Annotated in this window: 11 protein-coding genes; 8 read left to right on the top strand and 3 right to left on the bottom strand. The window is 43.6% G+C overall.

What is annotated here, in order from left to right:
* Positions 1-87 precede the first annotated feature (87 nt).
* The 7 genes from NBH06_RS01595 (at position 88) to NBH06_RS01565 (ending at position 16,564) form a co-directional block, all read left to right on the top strand.
* Positions 88-2,640 carry a LamG-like jellyroll fold domain-containing protein gene (locus NBH06_RS01595; protein WP_046410988.1) on the top strand — a complete coding sequence of 851 codons (2,553 nt, stop codon included), beginning with the start codon at positions 88-90 and terminating at the stop codon, positions 2,638-2,640.
* Positions 2,641-2,666: 26 nt separating this feature from the next.
* The gene (locus NBH06_RS01590) at positions 2,667-5,867 is read left to right on the top strand and encodes a SusC/RagA family TonB-linked outer membrane protein (RefSeq protein WP_407934804.1); all 3,201 of its coding nucleotides are present in this window, start codon (positions 2,667-2,669) and stop codon (positions 5,865-5,867) included.
* A 13-nt stretch (positions 5,868-5,880) separates the two neighbouring features.
* The gene (locus NBH06_RS01585) at positions 5,881-7,716 is read left to right on the top strand and encodes a RagB/SusD family nutrient uptake outer membrane protein (RefSeq protein WP_046410984.1); all 1,836 of its coding nucleotides are present in this window, start codon (positions 5,881-5,883) and stop codon (positions 7,714-7,716) included.
* A gap of 158 nt (positions 7,717-7,874) precedes the next feature.
* Positions 7,875-9,440: a sulfatase family protein gene (locus NBH06_RS01580; RefSeq protein ID WP_195330346.1), complete on the top strand. Its 1,566-nt coding sequence runs from the start codon at positions 7,875-7,877 to the stop codon at positions 9,438-9,440.
* Positions 9,441-9,461: 21 nt separating this feature from the next.
* Complete coding sequence (locus NBH06_RS01575; RefSeq protein ID WP_250792461.1) at positions 9,462-11,780, top strand: beta-N-acetylhexosaminidase; 2,319 nt, start codon at positions 9,462-9,464, stop codon at positions 11,778-11,780.
* A 121-nt stretch (positions 11,781-11,901) separates the two neighbouring features.
* Positions 11,902-13,419, top strand: coding sequence for a sulfatase family protein (locus NBH06_RS01570; RefSeq protein ID WP_407934805.1), 1,518 nt, complete (start codon positions 11,902-11,904; stop codon positions 13,417-13,419).
* A 43-nt stretch (positions 13,420-13,462) separates the two neighbouring features.
* A complete protein-coding gene (locus NBH06_RS01565) occupies positions 13,463-16,564 on the top strand; it encodes a glycoside hydrolase family 2 TIM barrel-domain containing protein (RefSeq protein WP_462976637.1) in 3,102 nt (1,033 codons plus the stop codon).
* 147 nt (positions 16,565-16,711) lie between these two features.
* Here the strand turns inward: NBH06_RS01565 and NBH06_RS01560 are convergent, their stop codons facing one another.
* The 3 genes from NBH06_RS01560 to rsmA all read right to left on the bottom strand — a co-directional run bounded on the left by NBH06_RS01560 (position 16,712) and on the right by rsmA (position 19,822).
* Positions 16,712-17,530 (bottom strand): lysophospholipid acyltransferase family protein, encoded by an 819-nt coding sequence (locus NBH06_RS01560; protein WP_008860988.1) that lies wholly within the window; start codon positions 17,528-17,530, stop codon positions 16,712-16,714.
* 94 nt (positions 17,531-17,624) lie between these two features.
* Positions 17,625-18,974 carry a magnesium transporter gene (gene mgtE, locus NBH06_RS01555; protein WP_008860987.1) on the bottom strand — a complete coding sequence of 450 codons (1,350 nt, stop codon included), beginning with the start codon at positions 18,972-18,974 and terminating at the stop codon, positions 17,625-17,627.
* Between the two features lie 62 nt (positions 18,975-19,036).
* Positions 19,037-19,822, bottom strand: a complete 786-nt coding sequence (gene rsmA, locus NBH06_RS01550) for a 16S rRNA (adenine(1518)-N(6)/adenine(1519)-N(6))-dimethyltransferase RsmA (protein WP_250792458.1) — start codon at positions 19,820-19,822, stop codon at positions 19,037-19,039.
* Positions 19,823-19,958: 136 nt separating this feature from the next.
* On the opposite strand from rsmA, the gene NBH06_RS01545 reads away from it, so the two are divergent.
* Complete coding sequence (locus NBH06_RS01545; RefSeq protein ID WP_021892039.1) at positions 19,959-20,999, top strand: lysylphosphatidylglycerol synthase transmembrane domain-containing protein; 1,041 nt, start codon at positions 19,959-19,961, stop codon at positions 20,997-20,999.
* The last annotated feature ends 29 nt before the right edge of the window (positions 21,000-21,028 follow it).

Genomic DNA, 21,028 nt, shown 5'->3' with positions numbered 1-21,028 from the left:
GACTTATAAATGAGATCTATAAAACCGAGGATAAATTTCCTCGGCTTTATTTTTCTTTGTTTTGTTATACTCTTAAATAAAATATGCATGAAAACGAGGATTCTTTTGCTTATTCTTTTCAGTTCGTTTTTTTATGGTTCGCTGTTTTCACAGACTACAAATTTTGCGTTACGTTTCAATGGTGACGGAAAAGTCGATTGCGGAACTATATCGGACTTAAATAATTTGGATCTTTATTCGGTTCAGTGTTTGGTGAATCCGTCCGAATGGGTGGAAAATGCTTATGTTTTTAAACGAGGAAACGGAGACGAAGAATATTCTTTACGGTTCGGAACCTCGGGGCAGTTGATTTATAAAACAGCGACACAAGAATTTATCGTAGCGAACGATTTGCCGATAGGTTCGTGGACGCAACTTACCATTTCGGCATTTGCCAATGGAATCGATGTGTGGACTAATGGTGAGAAAAAGTGGATTGCCAATACCGGTGGAGCAGTTATTCCTGAGACATCGGAGCCATTTGTCATAGGAGAAAACTTTAAAGGACGTATCGACGAATTCCGTTTCTGGAAAACGGAGATGCCGGGAGCTGAACCCGAGAACCTGATGTTCCGTAATACGGTGAACAAATTCCACCCGAAATATGACGATCTTCTGTTCTATTACAAGTTTGACCAAGACCAGTGCGAAGATATTGTGGATTATAAATTGGCACATCATGGCGAACCCACGAATGTGACGCGTGAAGCCGTTATCGATAACGATTACTTTAAATATAGAGTGGTAACGGGTTATTCTTCTTTCGTGCGTCATTGTGACCGTTTGCAGATAGATAGGGATATGCATTTGATGACTAATGATTTGATATTTCTCGATGCACAAGTGTCGGGCTATACCGGAGCAGTGACGATGACTTACCCCGATAATCAAGGTGTGCTGTCCAATGCTTCGTATGTGGCCGAATATGAAGGGCGAAACGGAGTTCTTCATTTGAATGGCGAAGGCGCCGGCATGAATGTGAGTGAAGAAGTTTTGCAGAATACCGGCGGGCTTCCAGCAATGAATTACGCTACTATCGAGGCTTGGATTTCTATTGAAGAATGGCGAACGGGGGCAGCGATTTTTAATAAGAGCGATGAATCCAATCAGTTTTCCATAAAATTGGGCGATGAGTCGAAGAAGGAATTGTTGGTAGGAATCAACGGTTATACGTATAATTTTGAGAATGCGCTCACTGCCGCAGGTTGGGAACATATTGCCGTGTCTATCGTTTCGACGACCGGTCGGGCTATATCCCGTATTCGGCTGTTTACCGATAGCGGAGCAAGTCAAACTTATGCCGATGACATTACGACGATACCCGACGAAGACGATTTTACATTTATGAATACTTCGGCCGATGCCGTTATTGGGGAGAATTTCAAAGGATACATCGACGAAGTAGCGGTTTGGGGAAATGCCCGGACAAGTGCCCAGATAGCACAGGATGCCGCCGGAACGTCTGGCGACCTCACTTTTCCCAGCGGTGGCGACGGAGCTATTTATTTGTTGTCGTATTGGCAATTCAATGATGCGGATAGCCCCGGGAAAAACACTCGGAGCTGGAAAGAACTGTTGTCGCAGATTAGGAAAATGTATGATGGTTACAGGGGCTTCAAGATACGTTTGGGTTTGATCTCTTCCGACAGTGAGAACGGGAACAAGGTGTGGCCTTCGCATATTTCGGATGCTGCATGGCGCGAACGATTGGCTGCGGACGTCGCCGAGTTGCTGCCTTATTGCGACGGTATAGATGTCGATTTCGAGTGGTTGTATAGCGGCGATTCGAGGTGGACTTCGGGATATGGCCCGATGGTAGAGGCTTTGCGTGCTGTTATTCCCGAGGATAAAGTGTTCAGTGTTTCGTTGCATCCGGTAGCTTATTTTCTGCCTACGAAGTGGATCGATATGCCCGATTATTATACCTTCCAGATTTATGGGCCTCAGGTGACTTGGTTTGCGTATGACAATTATGTTTCGGCGTATAATAAGTTTGTGTCGTGGGGATTTCCGAAAGAAAAAATAGGTATGTCTTATCCTACTACGGCGACGACAGGAAGCAACGTTACAGGATATAAAAATATTGTAGCTGCCAATCCCGATTTGTCTACCGATGCGAATACGGCGACTATGTCGGGGTCCTCTTATACTTTTAATGGTGTCGATTGCGTAAAGGACAAGATGAACTTCATTCTCGAACAGAATAGCGGTACAGTCATGTATTTTGACATGGGGAACGATGTGGCAGTTTCCAACCCGTTGAGTTTGATTCGTGCTGCGAACTCGGTTATTTCGGCCAATGTAGATACACTAATCACTCGGACAGACGGGGTGTCTTCACTGCCGGTTTTATCGAAAGAGGGAAAAAAAAAGACCAATCTCATTTGTAATGACCGGTCGGGGGAAATAGTAGTGCTTTCGACATCGGATGCCGATTTATCGCAGATCGCTTTTTTCTCGGCTTCGGGTGTCCTTTTTCGGGACGAAAGAATATCGGGAAAGCAATATACCATATCGACCGATCGTTTTTCTCCGGGTGTGTATATCGCTCGGGTGAGGTCGTCGGAAGGAGTAGATGTTTTTAAGTTCAGGATTAAATAAGTATCTTAAAATATAATTACATGAAAATAAAGGATATGATTAGACAGGCTTTGTCTGTTGTAATTGTCATGCTGTCGGGCATGCAAATTGCATACGCACAAAGTATAACCGTTCGGGGTAATGTCCGTGACGATGTTGAACCATTGATGGGCGTTACTGTACAGGCGAAAGGTACGACAAAAGCTGTGGCAACCGATTTGGACGGAAATTATACGATTTCTGTACCGGATAAGAATGCTGTACTCGTGTTTTCTTACGTGGGTTATCAGAAACAAGAAGTTAAGGTAGGTGATAAGACCGTTGTCAATGTGGTTCTACAAGGCGATGCCCAGTTGCTGGACGAGGTGGTCGTAGTGGGTTACGGTAGTGTCAAGAAAAGCGATGTGACGGGAGCTATCGCATCGATACGTCCCGATGAGATGGACGCTTCGAAGAGCGTGACTCTCGATAACTTGTTACAAGGTAAAGTTGCCGGTTTGGTGGTAGGGTCTACCAACACGACTCCGGGAGCCGCTACCTCTATAACGATTCGTGGAGCCAGTTCGTTACGTGGCGATAACCAACCGTTATATGTAATCGATAATATTCCTCAGGCCTCTACGGGTGAGTTCGCCGCTTCCGCATTCGGCGATGACGATTATCAAACCGCGGCCGATCCGTTGAGCAGTTTGAATCCTGCGGATATAGAGAGTATTGAAATTTTGAAAGATGCCTCGGCCACGGCGATATATGGGTCGAGGGGTGCTAATGGTGTCATATTGATTACGACTAAAAAAGGAAAGAGCGGTAAACCTCGCATAAACGTGAATGCTAACTTTACTGTTGCGAATGCCACTCGATTGTACGATATGTTGAATTTGAGCGATTATGCCGATTACCGGAATGCTCAGTCTGGTCCCGACGATCGCCAGTTCTTCAAATCGGGGAACGAGGTGCGTTATATTTTCTCGGGTGGAAAATACGACGAGACCGACCCTACTTCGTATCGCATATTGCAGGAACGGGATTGGCAGCGTGAGATTTATCGTACGGCTTTCTCACAGAATTATTCGGTCTCGGTGAACGGTGGTTCCGACAAGGTACGTTATTTTGTGTCGGCTTCTTTCAAAGATATCAACGGTATTGTAAAACAGACTGGTTTACAACAGGGGGACTTACGTGCGAATTTGTCGATGGACTTGTCGAAGACCGTATCGGTGGATTTGTCGTTAAGCGGGTCGTTGAAAAAGAATGATATGATGTCGGGTAGCAATGCCAACGGTGGAGCACAAGGATCGGTATCGGTAACCGCTATTACTTCCCAACCGTTTGAGTATCCCGCCGACGACCCTTCGTTGAGTGGTACGAACGGTATGGAGAAGAGGATCACTGTATTCAGTTGGTTGAATGATTATGACGACCAAACGACTGAGAACGCATTTCGTGCTTCGATGGACTTGAAGTGGAAAATATGGAAAGGCCTCACATATAATCTTCGTGCAGGTGGCAATTTGAGGGACGAATATCGTGCCCGTTGGTTCGGCACGGAGACTTTCCGGGGGAATAACGATAAAGGTTCTTTGGGTATCACCGATTTGAGCCAAAACAATATCACTGTCGAGAATATGTTGAATTATCATCATACGTTCGACCGTATTCTCGATTTAGATGTAACCGGGGCTGTTACTTATGACGATTACAATTATCTGAATAAGAGAACACAGGGCCGTCAGTTCTCCAATATGAGTTTCGGTATAGACGGATTGCACATGGCCGAACGCATATCTTACCTCGAACCCGTACAAAGAGACTATCAGTTACTCTCTTATCTGGGACGCGTGAACATGTCGTTCCTCGAAGGTCGTTATCTGGCGACGGCATCGTTCCGTGCCGATGGTTCGAGTCGTTTCGCCCGTGGACATCGTTGGGCATATTTCCCTTCTTTTTCATTGGCATGGCGTATGGAACAGGAAGATTTTATAAAGGATAATGTGCATTGGCTCGACCAGTTTAAGGTGAGAGTGGGATATGGACAGACCGGAAACTCGGCTATCGATCCGTATAGTAGTTTCTCGAATTATAGTCAAATTATAGACTATGCTAATGCTGTGGGTGACAAGGTTCTCGCTATGGCTGTCGATAAATTACAGAACGAAGGTTTGACTTGGGAAACGACCGAGTCGTGGAATGTCGGTGTGGATTTCGGGGTATTGAAAAACAGGTTGAGAGGTTCGTTCGACTTTTATAATAAAGAGACGAGAGACCTGCTCATTTCCAGAGTATTGCCGCCTTCGGCCGGTTTCCCGAGCATTTATTATAATTCGGGGAATTTGTTGAACCGAGGTATCGAGTTCAGTCTCGAAGCCGATATTATCCAAACGAAAGACTTTACATGGACGTTCGGGGGAAATATCGGAAAAAATAACCCGAAGATCAATAGTCTGGGTGTTTCGAGAGGTAATTTCGGTGTGTATGAGAATATATTGGCTTATGAAGGAAACTCGTTGGGTAACCACTTCGGGAATGCACACTTGTTCTGGGTAGGACATGAGCCGGGGCTATTCTTGGGTTATCAAACCGATGGAATCGTTCAGGAAGAAGATTTGCCGGCAAATGGCGGTTCGTATAATGTAACGCAAGATTTAAGTACGGGTGGAGCGCCTCAGGCTGGTGATATTAAAATCATAGACCAGAACGGAGACGGTGTGATCAATACCGATGACCGTGTGATTATCGGTAACCCGAATCCCGATTTTACTTACGGTTTTCAAACTCGTTTTACTTGGCGCGGTCTGAGTCTTTCGGCTCAATTTAATGGAGTGCACGGGAAGGATATGATCAATACCAATATTCGTTATCAAGCAATCCCGAACCGTACGGGTGGCAACTTGCGAACCGAGGCTTGGGTAGGCGCGTGGACTGCCGAAAACCGTTCGAACGCTTATCCGAGAGTAAATTATACATTGCCTACACCGGCTGTGTTGGATCGCTATGTAGAGGATGCCAGTTTCTTGCGTTGTACCGATATTACCCTTTCGTATAATTTGCCGAAGGCGGTGATGAAAAAGATCGGGTTTAATTCGATCAATATTTTCGGATCGGTTAAAAATGCTTTTATTATAACCGATTACAGTGGTTACGATCCTGAGGTTAACTCTTTTGCATTCGATGGTTTACGTCCGGGAGTGGATATGAGTTCGTTCCCTCATGCTCGGTCGTTTATATTTGGTTTGAATGTTTCATTTTAATATATAGTAATTTATGAAATCGCTAAAATATATAATTGTCTTGGGAATAGTGACGGGTGTCACTTTCTCTTCTTGTGAAGACTGGCTCGACGAGAATCCCAAGTACTCTGTGGATAATACCGTTATATTCGATTCGGAAGAGACCGCTAAGCAGGCGTTGAATGCTTGTTATGGCTATTTGACGACACAAGACTGTTTCGGACAGGGTGTTTATGAAATGTCAGTGGGGTCATCGGGGCTCTCGTGGTCGCAGACAAATGGTTCGGAACCGGACCGTTACGCTTCGTTGAATGCCACTACGGCCGGTGATGCCGTGCTGTGGGCTTGGCGAGGATTGTACAAAGCTATACAGGAATGTAATACTTTCATCGTGAATATGAATAACGGTTCGTTGAGTGAAGATCTGAAAGAAAACTACACGGCGCAGGCTTCGTTTATTCGCGGGTTGTGTTATTACTATCTTTCTATGATGTGGGGTGATGTTCCTTTGCGGATCGAACCGTCGGCGCATGATGCGATTTCGGAACCGAAATCGTCTTTTATCGACGTTGTCGGCCAGATTTTCATCGATTGGAAGTATGCGTATGACAATTTGCCGGAGAATGGCGAACACGTTGACGGATATATCGATAAGTTGGGAGTTGCCGCTTATTTGGCCAAACTAAATTGGATGCTTTCGTGTAATCCCGATTTGGCCGACCGCAAAGCCGATTATTTAGAAGATGCCAAATTCTGGTGCGATTTGGTTTATGGAAAGTATTCATTGCAAAGCCGTTATTCCGATCTTTTTGTAAACCATGTACAGAATTCGCCGGAATCTATCTTCCAGTTGAATTTTACTACTTCGTCGGATTATTCTTGGAATAGATTGAATTGGATTTTTGCTGCCGACAATGCATCGCCGGGTACGGCTTATCAGCGTATCCGTTCGACCAAAGCATTTCACGATCTGTTCCGTGGAACTTATCCGGGAGATCCTCGGTATGATGCTACGTTTTTGACTCGGTGGTACGATGTGAAAAACGGCAGTTCTTATCACTTGATAAGTGATTCGGTATATACTTATCCATATAAGACGTATAAGACCAAATCAACGAGCCGTGTAGCGGATGCAGTTGCTTATATCCCGTATGACCAGATGGCCGATCCTACTAACCCTACCGTAGAGGAATTGACGGTTTTGCAGGAACAGTTTTACACCGAGAATACGACGACAGGCGAAAAGAATGTCGTTAATTTGGTGGGACAGTTTGCGACGTCGGTGGGTGATCATGCCGGGTGGCCTTTATGGAAAAAACAGATCGATTTTAATTGTCAAGCGCAACAGAGCAACAACAATATCATATTGTACCGTTATGCCGACTTTTTGTTGCTAATGGCCGATGTGTATAACGAATTAGATGAAACGGATAGAGCTGCCAATCTGGTAAATGAGGTTTTGAGAAGGGCACGTACTTCGGTTTCGCCAGAAGCTTCGCAACCGGTTGACTTCCCCAGTGGATTGTCCAAAGACCAAATGCGTAAGAAAATATTTTATGAACGGTTGTTTGAGTTGGCTGCCGAGCCCGAGATGTATTTCGATATACGTCGAGGGGGAACGGAGACTTTGAAAATGGCATTGGAAATCGTGAACCGTCATGATATAACTTACGAGCATTGTGAAGGAGAGGCTCAACACAACAATCCGGATCAAAGGTTTAGAGATCGTTATTTCGGAGAGGATGCGACGTTCTATGGAAAAGTGAGCGACGAGAGTTTCTTGAAAAAGAATCTGCATTTACCGATTCCTCATTCCGAATTAAGTGCTAACGACGGATTGTCGGCCGCAGACCAAAACTTCGGATATTGATATACCGTATAAATAATGAATGACTCGGTTTTTCCGGGCATTCATTATTTTACAAAGTGTTTTGTGGAATACTTTCGTACACGATTCGATGTGTCGTAAATTGTATTCCTGTGCTATATTTGTGTCATATAAAATTATATAATATTATACCGTTGCTTATGAAATCGATCAGTCCTAATTTCTTTTACACGGCGGCTTCTTTTGCTGTATTGGGTGGTCTCGTTTCTTGTCAGAGTAGACAGAAACCATTGAATATCGTTTATATTATGACCGACGATCATACGTCTCAGATGATGAGTTGTTATGATACACGGTATATAGAGACTCCTAATCTCGACCGCATAGCGAAAGATGGAGTGAGATTTACCAACAGTTTTGTTTCTAACTCGCTCAGCGGGCCGAGCCGGGCTTGTATGTTGACCGGGAAGTTCAGCCATAAAAACGGGTTTACCGATAATACGACCTGTAAATTTGATGGAACTCAGCAGACCATGCCGAAACTGTTGCAGCAGGCTGGTTATCAAACCGCTATTGTCGGGAAATGGCATTTGGAAACATTGCCTACGGGATTCGACTTTTGGGAAATTCTGCCGGGTCAAGGCGATTATTATAATCCCGATTTTATTACGCAGACAAATGATACCGTGAATAAAAGGGGATATGTGACCAATATCATCACAGACGAGAGTCTCGATTGGTTACAAAACAAGAGGGATAGAAGTAAACCTTTCTGTCTTTTTATCCATCATAAAGCGATACACCGCAATTGGATGGCCGATACTTGCGATTTGAATTTATATGAAGATAAGGAGTTTACTTATCCCGAAAATTTCTTCGATACTTATGATGGTCGTTTGGCTGCCGCTTCGCAAGAAATGAGTATTGCAAAGGATATGGATTTGATTTACGATTTGAAAATGCAGCGATCTGATAAGGAAACTCCTTTAAAGTCGTTATACGAACAATTTTATGGGCGTATGGATTCGGCTCAGAAAGCTGTATGGGATAAATTTTATACTCCTATTATCGATAAATTTTATAAAGATGATTTGAAGGGTGAAGACTTGGTACGTTGGAAATACCAACGTTATATGCGGGATTATGCTAAGACGGTGAAGTCATTGGACGACAATGTGGGAAAGGTACTTGACTACTTGAAAAAGGAAGGATTGCTCGATAATACGCTTGTCGTATATACTTCGGATCAAGGGTTCTATATGGGAGAGCATGGGTGGTTCGATAAACGCTTCATGTATGAAGAGTCAATGCGTACCCCTTTGATTATGCGTCTTCCAGAAGGTTTTGATAAGCGAGGAGACATTCCTCAATTGGTGCAGAATATAGATTATGCTCCGACATTCCTCGAACTGGCGGGTGTTTCTGTTCCTTCCGATATACAGGGGGTGTCGTTGCTCCCGTTGTTAAAAGGAGAGTCGCCTGCCGATTGGAGAACTTCTCTGTATTATCACTTCTATGAATATCCGGCAGAGCATGCGGTAAAACGTCATTACGGCGTTAGGACCGATAGGTATAAATTGATACATTTCTATAACGATATAGATGTGTGGGAGTTGTATGATTTGCAAAACGACCCGATGGAGATGCACAATATTTTCGGACAAGAGGGAACCGAGCAGGTTACAGCCGATTTGATGAAAGAGTTGAAGCGACTGCAAGTCCAGTATGACGACCCTATTTTGAAAGAATTTCCTATTGGTGAATGAATAAAACGGTGAATGGTTAATATGAAGATAAGAAAAGCGTTAGTCTTAGGCTCTTTTTGGTTTTGTGCATCTTTTTGTATAGGAGCTCCGGTCGCAAATACCTTTTTACCTGTGGTTCCGGTTCCAGCAGAGTATTCGGTAGGTGAGGGATATTTCTATTTCAATGCCGATATGAAGTTCGGGGTTGAAAATGAATCTCAGTTACGTATGGTATCCGACTTTGTAACTCTATTGGGGCGGCAGACCGGTTTTATACCTAGCATTATGATCGGTTCCGAAACGGCCGATGTACGATTGAAAACAGTTACGTCTTTGCCCGATGAGGCATATAATTTGATCGTTACCTCGGAAAAAATTCTAATAGAATCTGCGGGCGATGCCGGATTCTTTTATGCTTTACAATCGCTACGCCAACTATTGCCGGTAGGTGTGGTAGAGGGCAAGAAGCAGAATAGAACGATGGAGTATAAAATCCCTGTGATGACTGTTAACGATCGTCCTCGGTTCGGTTATCGGGGGCTTATGATAGATGTATCGCGGTATTTCATGCCTAAGCACAATTTATTGAAGATTATAGATGCAGCTTCGTTTTTGAAAATAAATAAGATACATTTGCATTTGGTCGATGATAACGGTTGGCGATTGGAGATAAAAAAATATCCGCGATTGACGCAAGTGGGAGCTTGGCGGGTGAAACGCGACGAGCCTTTTCCGAATCGTAGGAATCAAGAGGAAGGCGAACCTGTCTCTGTCGGAGGGTATTATACTCAGGACGATATGAGAGAGATTATTCGATTTGCCGCATTACGGCAAATCGAGATTATTCCCGAAATAGAGATGCCGGCTCATACGAACTCTTCATTGGCTGCTTATACTGAATTGGCATGCCCGGTCGTAGATCGTTTTATCGGTGTGTTGCCCGGTATCGGTGGTAAAAATTCAGAGATCGTTTATTGTGCCGGTAATGACAGTGTCTTTTCGTTTCTGGAAGATGTAATTGACGAAGTGTCGGAACTGTTCCCTTCCAAGTATATTCATTTGGGGGGAGACGAAGCCTCGAAGGTAAATTGGGCGAAGTGTCCGAAATGTCGGGCTCGCATGGAGGCCGAGCATATAGAACATACCGAGGAGTTGCAGAGCTATTTCATGACTCGTATGAGCAATTATGTAAGGAGCAAGGGTAAAGAAGTGATGGGTTGGGACGAATTAACGAACAGCACATTGCCCGAAGGTGCGATTATTTATGGTTGGCAAGGTTTTGGAAAAGCGGCGTTGAAAGCTGCCGCACAAGGGCATCGGTTTATTATGACGCCTGCTAGGATTCTTTACTTTATTCGCTATCAGGGGCCTCAGTGGTTTGAGCCTTTGACCTATTTCGGAAATAATACATTAAAAGACGTATATACTTATGAGCCCGTTCAAGAGGACTGGAACCCTGTTTATGAGGATTTGTTGATGGGGGTACAGGCATCGATGTGGACAGAATTTTGTAATTCTCCCGATGATGTGGAATATCAGTTATTCCCTCGGTTATTGGCGTTGTCTGACATCGCTTGGGCAAAAAAAGGGACAAAAGACTGGTGCGATTTTTTGAAAAGGATCGATAAGGTTTTGCCTCATATCGAGGCAATGGACATTACTTGTGCCCGCTCGATGTACAATATAGATCATAAGGTTACCCCAAAGGGGAAAAAGTTGATGGTGGAGCTTTCGTGTATTAGGCCTGATGTAGAAATCCGATATACCGAAGATGGAACGGAACCTGTCGCATCGTCGAGTCTTTACGCTTCGCCCTTGACGGTAAAGAGTACGACCTGTATAAAAGCCGCGACTTTCATGAACGGAGAGAAAATGGGGGAGACTTTACTCCTGGATTTACAGTGGAACAAGGCTACGGGAAAAGAGGTATTGGCTTCGAATGAAAAACGATATGTGTTGACCAATGGTGTTAGAGGCAGTTTGCGTCATACCGATTTTGAATGGGCCGGGTGGTATGACGAAGATGCATCGTTTGTTCTGGATATGGGAAAAAGGACTCCGGTGAAAGAAGTTCGTATAGGGTGTATCACTAACTCTGGAATGGCCGTTCATAAACCTTCGCTAATTCGGTTATCTGTATCGAATAATAAAAAAACATTCGTTCCGGTAGGAGAGATTACTTTTTCTCAGGAGGATATTTTTAAGAATCGTACAGCCGTGGAAGATGCCGTTTTCAGTGGGTTGGATTTGAATGCCCGATACTTGAAGCTCGAAATGGAAAATCCCGGACTTTGTCCCATCGGAGATATACGTGAGGATCAGAAGATATGGATGTATTTCGATGAGTTGATTGTAAATTAAAATAATTAATACTTTTTTCTCCGGTTGTAAATAAATGGCCTGTTCGAGGGAAAGTGTAAAAAAATATGTTTATTTTAGTAGAAAAATAGATATGAAATCGATACCGTTGATATTACCGTTAATGGCACTCCCAATTTCGGGACAAGCCGAAAAGAGAGGGAACGTGGAGATGCCGCAATGTCCGAATGTCGTGTTCATCTATGCCGACGATATAGGCTATGGCGATTTAAGTTGTAATGGATCTAAGACTATAAATACCCCGAACGTGCAACGCATGGCTACCGAGGGAGTGAGATTTACTAATGCTCATAGTGCTGCGGCTACCAGCACACCTTCCCGTTATGCGATGTTGACCGGCGAATATGCATGGCGTAGGGAAGGTACGGGTATTGCCGATGGGGATGCGGGAATGATTATCCGTCCCGAACGATACACGTTGGCCGATATGTTCCGAGATGCCGGATATGCTACCGGGGTTGTCGGTAAGTGGCATTTGGGACTCGGAGATGAAAAAGGGACACAAGACTGGAATCAACGGTTGTCGCCGAATCCTGCCGATATAGGATTTGATTATTCTTATATTATGGCCGCTACGGGCGATCGAGTCCCTTGTGTATTCGTAGAGAATGGGGCGGTTGTAAATCTTGATCCGGAAGATCCTATTTATGTCAGTTATAAGCAGAATTTTCCGGGAGAACCTACGGGGAAAAAGAATCCTGATTTATTGGTTATGCATCCTTCGCATGGTCATAACCAAAGTATCGTCAATGGCATTTCTCGTATTGGATATATGAAGGGCGGAAAATCTGCGTTGTGGAAAGACGACCAAATTGCCGATGAGCTTACAAGCAAAGCCGTTTCGTTTATCGAGAATCATAAGGACGAACCTTTCTTTCTCTATTTTGCCACGCAGGATGCACATGTCCCCCGTGTTCCTAATGAACGCTTTGCCGGGAAATCGGGTATGGGGCCGAGAGGAGATGTCTTGTTGCAGTTCGATTGGAGTGTGGGTGAGATTTTATCGGCCTTGAAGAAAAACGGATTAGATAAAAATACAATTATTATCTTGTCGAGCGATAACGGCCCGGTTGTAGACGACGGATATGAAGACAAGGCTGTGGAGCTATTGGGAGAACATAAACCCGGAGGGCCTTTTAGGGGTGGTAAATATAGTTCTTATGAGGCCGGGACCAGAGTCCCTTGTATTCTTCGCTGGGTAGAGACAGTGAAGCCAACCGTTTCGGATGCGTTGGTATGCCAAATTGATTGGTTCGCTTCGTTTGCCTCGTTGCTGGGAACCGATTTACCCGAGGGGGCTGCTCCTGATAGTGAGAATTATTTAGATACGTGGTTGGGAAAAGAAGCCGAGGGGCGTCCTTATTTGGTTGAACAGAATGCACAAAATAATTTATCGATTACTTCCGGCGAATGGAAGTATATAGAACCCGGAAAAGGAGAACCATTCAATAAAAATGTCGGTATTGAAACCGGTAATAGTTCTCTTCCCCAGTTGTACAATTTGCATAAGGATTTGGGAGAGCGGAAAAATGTAGCCGAACAATATCCCGATGTCGTCGAAGAATTAGCAGCGAAATTATTGGAAATAAAAGACGGGCGAGTTGCTCTTCCGCTTAAATGATAACGGAAAAAATTTGTTGAAATATATCCATTTTAAGAATAAGATGATGAAAAATAATATCCTGTTTTTGATTTGTATGTTGTTGTGCCCGTTGGGAAAGACTTTCGCTCGGGTAGAGACACCGGAGTGGCAGAGCCAATATGCCATAGGCTTGAATAAATTGGCTCCTCATGCTTATGTTTGGCCGTATAAAGAGGGGGATATAAACAGCGTGCGGGCACAAAACTATGAACAGTCTCCTTATTATATGAGCTTGAACGGCACGTGGAAATTCAATTGGGTACGGAATCCCGATAAGCGTCCGGTGAATTTTTACCGTCCTGACTTTTATACCGGTGGCTGGAATGATATACAGGTTCCGGGGAACTGGGAATGCCAGAATTATGGTATCCCTATATATGTGAATGAGACATACGAGTTTGACGATCCGATGTTTCATTTTAAGAAAAACCCTCCTTTTGTTCCCTATGAGGATAATGAGGTCGGTTCTTATCGCCGTACATTCGTTTTGCCTGAATCTTGGATAGGACGTCGTATCGTCTTGTGTTTCGAGGGTGTTACTTCTTTTTATTATGTGTGGCTCAATGGGGAGCTTTTGGGATATAATCAGGATTCCAAAACCCCGGCTGAATGGGATATTACTAATAAGGTGAAACAGGGTGAGAATACACTCGCTGTCGAAGTTTATCGTTGGAGTGCGGGGGCGTATCTCGAATGTCAGGATATGTGGAGATTGAGTGGAATCGAACGCGATGTTTACCTGTATAGCACTCCCGAAGAGTATATTGCCGATTATAAAGTGGTTTCTCCGTTGGATAAAAATTTGTATAAAGATGGGGAGTTCTCTTTGGACGTGCATATAGGTGGTTTGAAAGGCCGACACGGCATAACGGTTCATTATGGATTATTCGATGCCGATCATCGAATGGTCGCACAGGACGGCGGTTCTCCGGTGCGAGACAGTATCGTATCGTTTGATGCGATTATTCCTGATGTTAAACCGTGGAATGCCGAGCATCCTTATCTTTATACGTTGGTTGTCGATTTGAAAGACGAGCAGGGGCAAGTAATAGAAACGACGGGGTGTCCCGTGGGTTTTAAAACCTCTGAGATTAAGAATGGTCGTTTTTGTATCAATGGAGTCCCTGTGTTGGTAAAAGGAGTGAATCGACACGAGTTCTCAGAACAGGGCCGTACGGTTAGTAAAGAGTTGATGTTGAAAGATATACAACTGATGAAGCAAAATAATATCAATACAGTGCGTTGTGCCCATTATCCTAATCAGTCCTATTGGTATCAGTTGTGCGATCGGTATGGTCTTTATGTTATAGACGAGGCGAATATCGAATCTCATGGAATGGGGTACGGTCCGGCGACTTTGGCTAAGGATACATCGTGGTTGAGTGCACACATGGACCGCACCCGCCGTATGTATGAGCGGACAAAGAATAATCCTTCGGTTACGATTTGGTCGTTGGGTAATGAAGCCGGTAATGGGATTAATTTTGAGAAAACTTACGAGTGGCTGAAATCGGTGGAGACTAACCGTCCGGTACAATATGAACGGGCAGAACAAAATTTCAATACCGATATTTATTGCCGTATGTATCGTAGTATAGACGAGATAAAGGCTTATCTTGCACAACCGGATATTTATCGCCCTTTCATTCTTTGTGAATATGCTCACGCTATGGGTAACAGCGTGGGGGGATTGAAAGATTATTGGGACGTTTTCGAGTCAGAACCGATGGCTCAGGGCGGTTGTATTTGGGATTGGGTGGATCAATCTTTCCGAGAGGTAGATTCCGACGGTCGGTGGTATTGGAGCTACGGAGGGGATTATGGTCCCGAGGGTGTCCCTTCTTTTGGTAGTTTTTGTTGTAATGGGTTGGTAAATGCTGTCCGGGAACCACATCCTCATTTGTTTGCAGTGAAAAAAGTATATCAATATATCAAATCTCGTTTGATAGATAACGAGAATTTGACGGTTACGGTCAAGAATTGGTATGACTTTACCGATTTGAAAAATTATACTTTGCATTGGAATGTGACCGCCGATAACGGGAACATATTGGCTCAGGGAGAGGTGATAACGGCTTGTGCCCCGCACGAGACGGTAGAGATTGTTCTTGGGAAAGTGAAACTGCCTCGTGATGTGAAGGAGGCCTATCTGAATCTTAGTTGGACTCCTAATCAAGCCTCGGCTTTTGTGGACACGAATTGTGAAGTGGCATATGACCAGTTTGTACTTCTTGCCAATTCCAAATATGAAGCAAAAATAGATTTACCGTCAGGTACAAAATTAGAAAGAGACGGATATACGTGGTTTAACGATAAAGTATCAGCTACGGTTTCTCCTGAGACAGGTGCATTGATTTCATATAAATATCGAGGTGAAGAATGGCTTTCACAACCGGTGGAACTATCGCTATATCGACCTTTGACCGAGAATGACAAAAAAGACAAACATGGAGGCATGCTTTGGAAGAAAGCGGGGTTGGATAAAATTTCCCAGAAAGTGACATCGATAAAGCCCTCTAAGAATGGTTTTACGGTCGATGTTTCTGTTCTCAACGCAAAAGACAATGAGATAGGAACCGGGAGCTTTGTCTATACATTGGATCGGAAGGGTATGTTAAAGATAAATACTGTCTTTACTCCCGATACAGCTATCGTGAAGTCATTGCCTCGGGTGGGATTGACATTCCGTATGCCTGTGGCGAATTGTTGCGATGTGACTTATTTAGGTCGGGGTGATTTTGAGAACTATGTAGATAGGGCTGCCGGGAAGATAGGAATTTATGAGACTTCGCCTTTCGCTATGTTTCATTATTATGTGATGCCCCAGTCTACCGGTAATCGCATAGATACCCGTTGGCTGGCGTTAACCGGAGAAAAGGGTAGTGGCTGGAAAATAATTTCCGACAAACCGTTCCAGTTCAGTGTATTACCTTACTCGGATATAAACATCGAAGCTGCTACACATATCAATGACCTGAATTTTGACGGTGAAGTGACAGTCCATGTGGATGCTGCACAAACTGGGGTAGGAACTGCGACTTGCGGACCGGGTGTGCTGCCTGTCTATTGGCTGCCGTTAGAATCCTATGAGTTTGATTTTACTTTTATCCCGGTAAAGGAATAAATTCGGATAGGTTTTGAACGGGGCGAAATCGGGAGCCGTATGATTATGGCTCCTTTTTATAGGTAGAGATTTTGCCACGACAGAAGAAAAGGAATCCGTTTTAGTGATTGTTACACTAAAACGGATTCCTTTGTAAATTTATAGTTATTATCGTTTTTTCAATTTATAGGTTTCTTGCTTTAAGAATTTCTCCAATTCTTTAATGGTGGGATATTGAGCCAACGTTTCGGGAGAAATGGCGTCTCCCACAGAGATGCGTATAGTTTTGTGTTCTTTTTTGAATACTTCGGCAGGTAATCGCATGGCGCACATTTTCCAACTGAATATCCTTAATATCGTATAAAATAGCGAGTTATGTCCATGAAAGAAAATGGGGACGACGGGTTTCTTTAATTGCTGAATCAATCTGATTATACTGGATTGCCATTCTCTATCTTCAATGCGAAGGTCCCATCTTAGTTTAGAGACAGCCCCGGCGGGGAAAAAGCCGAGAGGATGTCCGTTTTTAGCTTGAAGTAGAGCCTCTTTTATTCCATTGAGGGAGACTTTTCGTCTGTCTGGATTGGAGTAGGGGTCTACGGCAATGAAATTGTCGGACATGGCTTCGACATGGTTCAATATCCAATTGACCATGACTTTGTAGTCGGGGCGGCGATTGGCAAGTAGTTTGATGAGAATAACGCCATCGAGTGCTCCGAACGGGTGATTCGAGACTGTGATGAAAGCACCTTCGGGTAAGTTATCGAGTTTCTCTTCGTGGTCGATTTGGCAAGTGATGTCCAAATCGTCTATAATAGAATTGCAAAATGCTGCTCCCCGATAATCGCAGGAGCGATCGTACAAAGCATTGATCTCGTTGATTTTGCAAAGGTTGAAAAGGTATTTGAGAATCTTGGTTCCACTTTCGCTTTTGAACTGGGGTGCAATGTCTTGTAAATCGGATATATTTAATACGTATCTTTTCATTTTTGAGCTTGTGTCGGTTAAATCGAAAAGTGCAAAAATACAAATAACTGGCAGAATTTTACGGTTGATAGCGATATTTTATTCAAATAGGGGTTTATATAGAGAGCGCATAGCTGATACTCATGTAAATGAGCATACCTATAATGTCATTGGTGATGGTGATAAAAGGCCCTGTGGCTATGGCTGGGTCTATTTTGAATCGTTCGAGGGTTAAAGGGACGAGAGTCCCGAAAATGGAGGCAAAAATCACTACGGCAAACAAGGAAAGCGATACGGATACCGTAGTCGCTATATTGTCAAGGAAAAACCAGTTGTAAACGAATACGAGTAGGGATATCATGCAGGCGTTGATTAGGGCTACGCCTAATTCTTTGAATAATTGTTTCCCTGCTGTTTTTAAATCTAATTTACCGTTTGCTAAACCTTGTACTACGATGGCCGATGATTGTATTCCCACATTTCCTCCTGTACCGCCGATCAGCGGTATGAAGAGTGCTGTGGCCGGATTTTTAGCGATGTTCGATTCAAAATTTCCTAAGATTACCGAGTTTGCCAACCCTCCGACCATACCGATGAGCAGCCACGGTAGCCGGGCTGCCGTTTGAGTGAAAACAGTATCGTTCGATTCCACGTCTTGGGACAAACCCGATGCCAATTGATATTCACGTTCCGATTGTTCACGAACTTCGTCCATGATGTCGTCGACCGTAATCTGCCCTACCAAACGTCCGATGCTGTCTATCACCGGTACGGCTACCAAGTCGTATTTTTCGAAAGTCATAGCTACGTCATTGATAGGAGTATCGGTCTTTACCGATACAGGGTCTTTACGCATGACATGCTTTATCTTTGAGGCAGAGGGATTGGTAATCATTTTTTTTAGGGGGAAAACTCCTTTCAATCTGTCGTCATCGTCCACTACATAGACATAATAAAGCTGCCCTAGCTCTTCGGCTTGTATCCGCATTTGTTTGACGCATTCGGGCATACTCCAATTTTCGTTTACGACAACCATTTCTGTACCCATGAGACCACCGGCGGTGTCTTCATCGTATTTCAACAAGTCAACGATGTCTCCGGCTTGTTCTACGTCGTCGATGTGGGAGAGGATCTCTTCCTGAGCGTCTTCGTCCATTTCCCGAATGAGGTCCACGGCATCGTCGGAATCCATGTAGTCGATAAACTGTTTGGCGATGACTTCGCTTGGCAGTTGTTTCAACATTTTTTCCCGATCGTCTTCATCTAGTTCGAGAAGTACATCTGCCGCTTTTTCCCCGTCTAAAAGCATGTAGATATACTCTGCTTCATCGAGGTTCAGCTGTTGATATAGTTCCGCTATATCGGCCGGGTGCAAATCTTTCAGTAATTCACGGGCTTTGTCTTTTTCGTCGTTTTTAATGATTTGCTGAACATTTTGGATATATTCGGGTGTAAATTTATCCATGTTTTTCCCTCCTTATACTTTGAGACCGGAATGTCGTTTCCGTAAATATTCCGGTAGATTATTCATTTTATAATGTAACTTTCCAATAGATTTGTCAAATCTATGAATTGTTTGACCGATAGCCGTTCGGGGCGTTCGTTGAAAATCGGTTCTGCCAATATTTTACAATCTTGTCCGACCATACTTTTTAATGAGTTCCGCATGGTTTTTCGCCTTTGATTGAATGCGGTTTTTACGATTCGTTTGAATAGAGGTTCATTACAACCTAATTGCCGGACTTGGTTTCGTGTCATTTTGATGACTGCCGATTTGACTTTCGGTGGGGGATTGAATACGTGTTCGGGGACTGTGAATAAATATTTTATTTCATACCAAGCTTGCAGCAATACACTCAAAATACCGTAAGTTTTACTGCCCGGAGGGGCAGCCATTCGTTCGGCGACTTCTTTTTGAATCATGCCGCTGCAACAAGGTATATGATCTTTGTATTCGAGTACTTTGAAAAATATTTGACTGGATATATTGTAGGGATAGTTTCCTATAACGCAGAAATTTCCAGAGAACAACTTCGATAAATCGAGTTTTAGAAAATCTTCTTCTAAAATGTGTCCTTTCAATTCGGGAAAATTTTCTTGTAAATATTCAATCGATTCATGGTCGAGTTCGACGACTGTCAAATCGTGTCCTTTGGATAGGAGATACTGAGTTAAGACTCCCATGCCGGGGCCTACTTCAAGTATGGGGGTATTTTTGTAATTGTCGAGCGTATCGGCAATGGCTTGTGCGATATTCAAATCGATGAGAAAGTGCTGCCCTAACGATTTTTTAGGTCTAACTATGTAGCTCATGAAGGGTTTGTTTCAGTTGTCAGTCAATAAATTTTTTCTCACAGAGATTTTTCATACCTCTGCCAGCTACAAAGTTGAAGATAAACCTTTATCTTTGCAACCTACAAAAGTATAACAAATTTTTAAAACGGGAAAATTGAAAAGGATAATACGGGATATTGTAAAATATCTGCTTCCTCTGCTTTGTGGTGTGTGGTTGTTTTGGTATGTCTACCAGAAATTGGATATGAATACCATTTTTCAAATCCTCAAATCAGATGTGAATTATTTTTGGATTATCCTATCTATGGTTATTGCAGCATTCAGCCATATTGCCCGTGCGTTTCGCTGGCGTTTGCAGTTGCGAGCGTTGAATATAACCCCGTCGATGCGGGTTTTGATAAACGCTATTTTCGGCACGTATGCCATGAATCTGTTGTTTCCCCGGTTGGGAGAGGTTTGGCGTTGCGGTTATGTGGCCCAGCGAGAAAAGGCATCATTTACGAAAGTATTGGGATCTATGGTTTCCGATCGTCTCTCCGATACGATAATGCTCGCAATGCTTACGTTTGCGGTATTCATGATTCAAATGAAGCCGTTCCGTCAATTTTTGAATGAGAATCCTTCTATCGAAACAGGGGTGATGAATGTATTGACTTCGGTGTGGCTCTATGTTGGAATCTTTGTATGTATTGTCGCTGTCGTTTGGTTTTTCTATACGAACAGTCGGAGCAAGATTGTATTGAAGATAAAGAATTTTATGGCCAACATCTGGGACGGTTTTGCCTCGATTATTACGATGAGAGGGAAATTTTGGTTCGTATTCTATACCCTGTTTATTTGGTTCTGTTATTTTATGCAACTGTATGTCTGCATATTCGCTTTCCCCGGTATGGAAGATTTGACGGTCTCGGCGGTCTTGTTGCTTTATGTATTGGGTAGTTTGGGTATGTTACTTCCCGTGCAGGGCGGAATCGGGCCGTGGCATTTTGCTGTAATTGCCGGGTTGTCCTATTATGGCATAACCGGTAACGAGGCGGGGGCATTTGCTTTTGTGGCACATGGCTCTCAAATGGTGCTAATCGTTCTGATAGGTATATATGCCTTTATTTCGATGGCGTGTGACAAAAAGAAACCAAAGGGTGAAAGGATTATGGCAGAGGTCATGACTGAACTTCCAAAGTCGGATCGCCCTTAAAAATATTATTGGCAAATAAAATTTTCACT

This window comes from Barnesiella sp. B2-R-119 (assembly GCF_023656675.1).
Lineage (GTDB): Bacteria > Bacteroidota > Bacteroidia > Bacteroidales > Barnesiellaceae > Barnesiella > Barnesiella intestinihominis.
The sequence above is the reverse complement of the archived record's forward strand: the minus strand, read 5'-3'. Positions and strand labels throughout refer to the sequence as shown.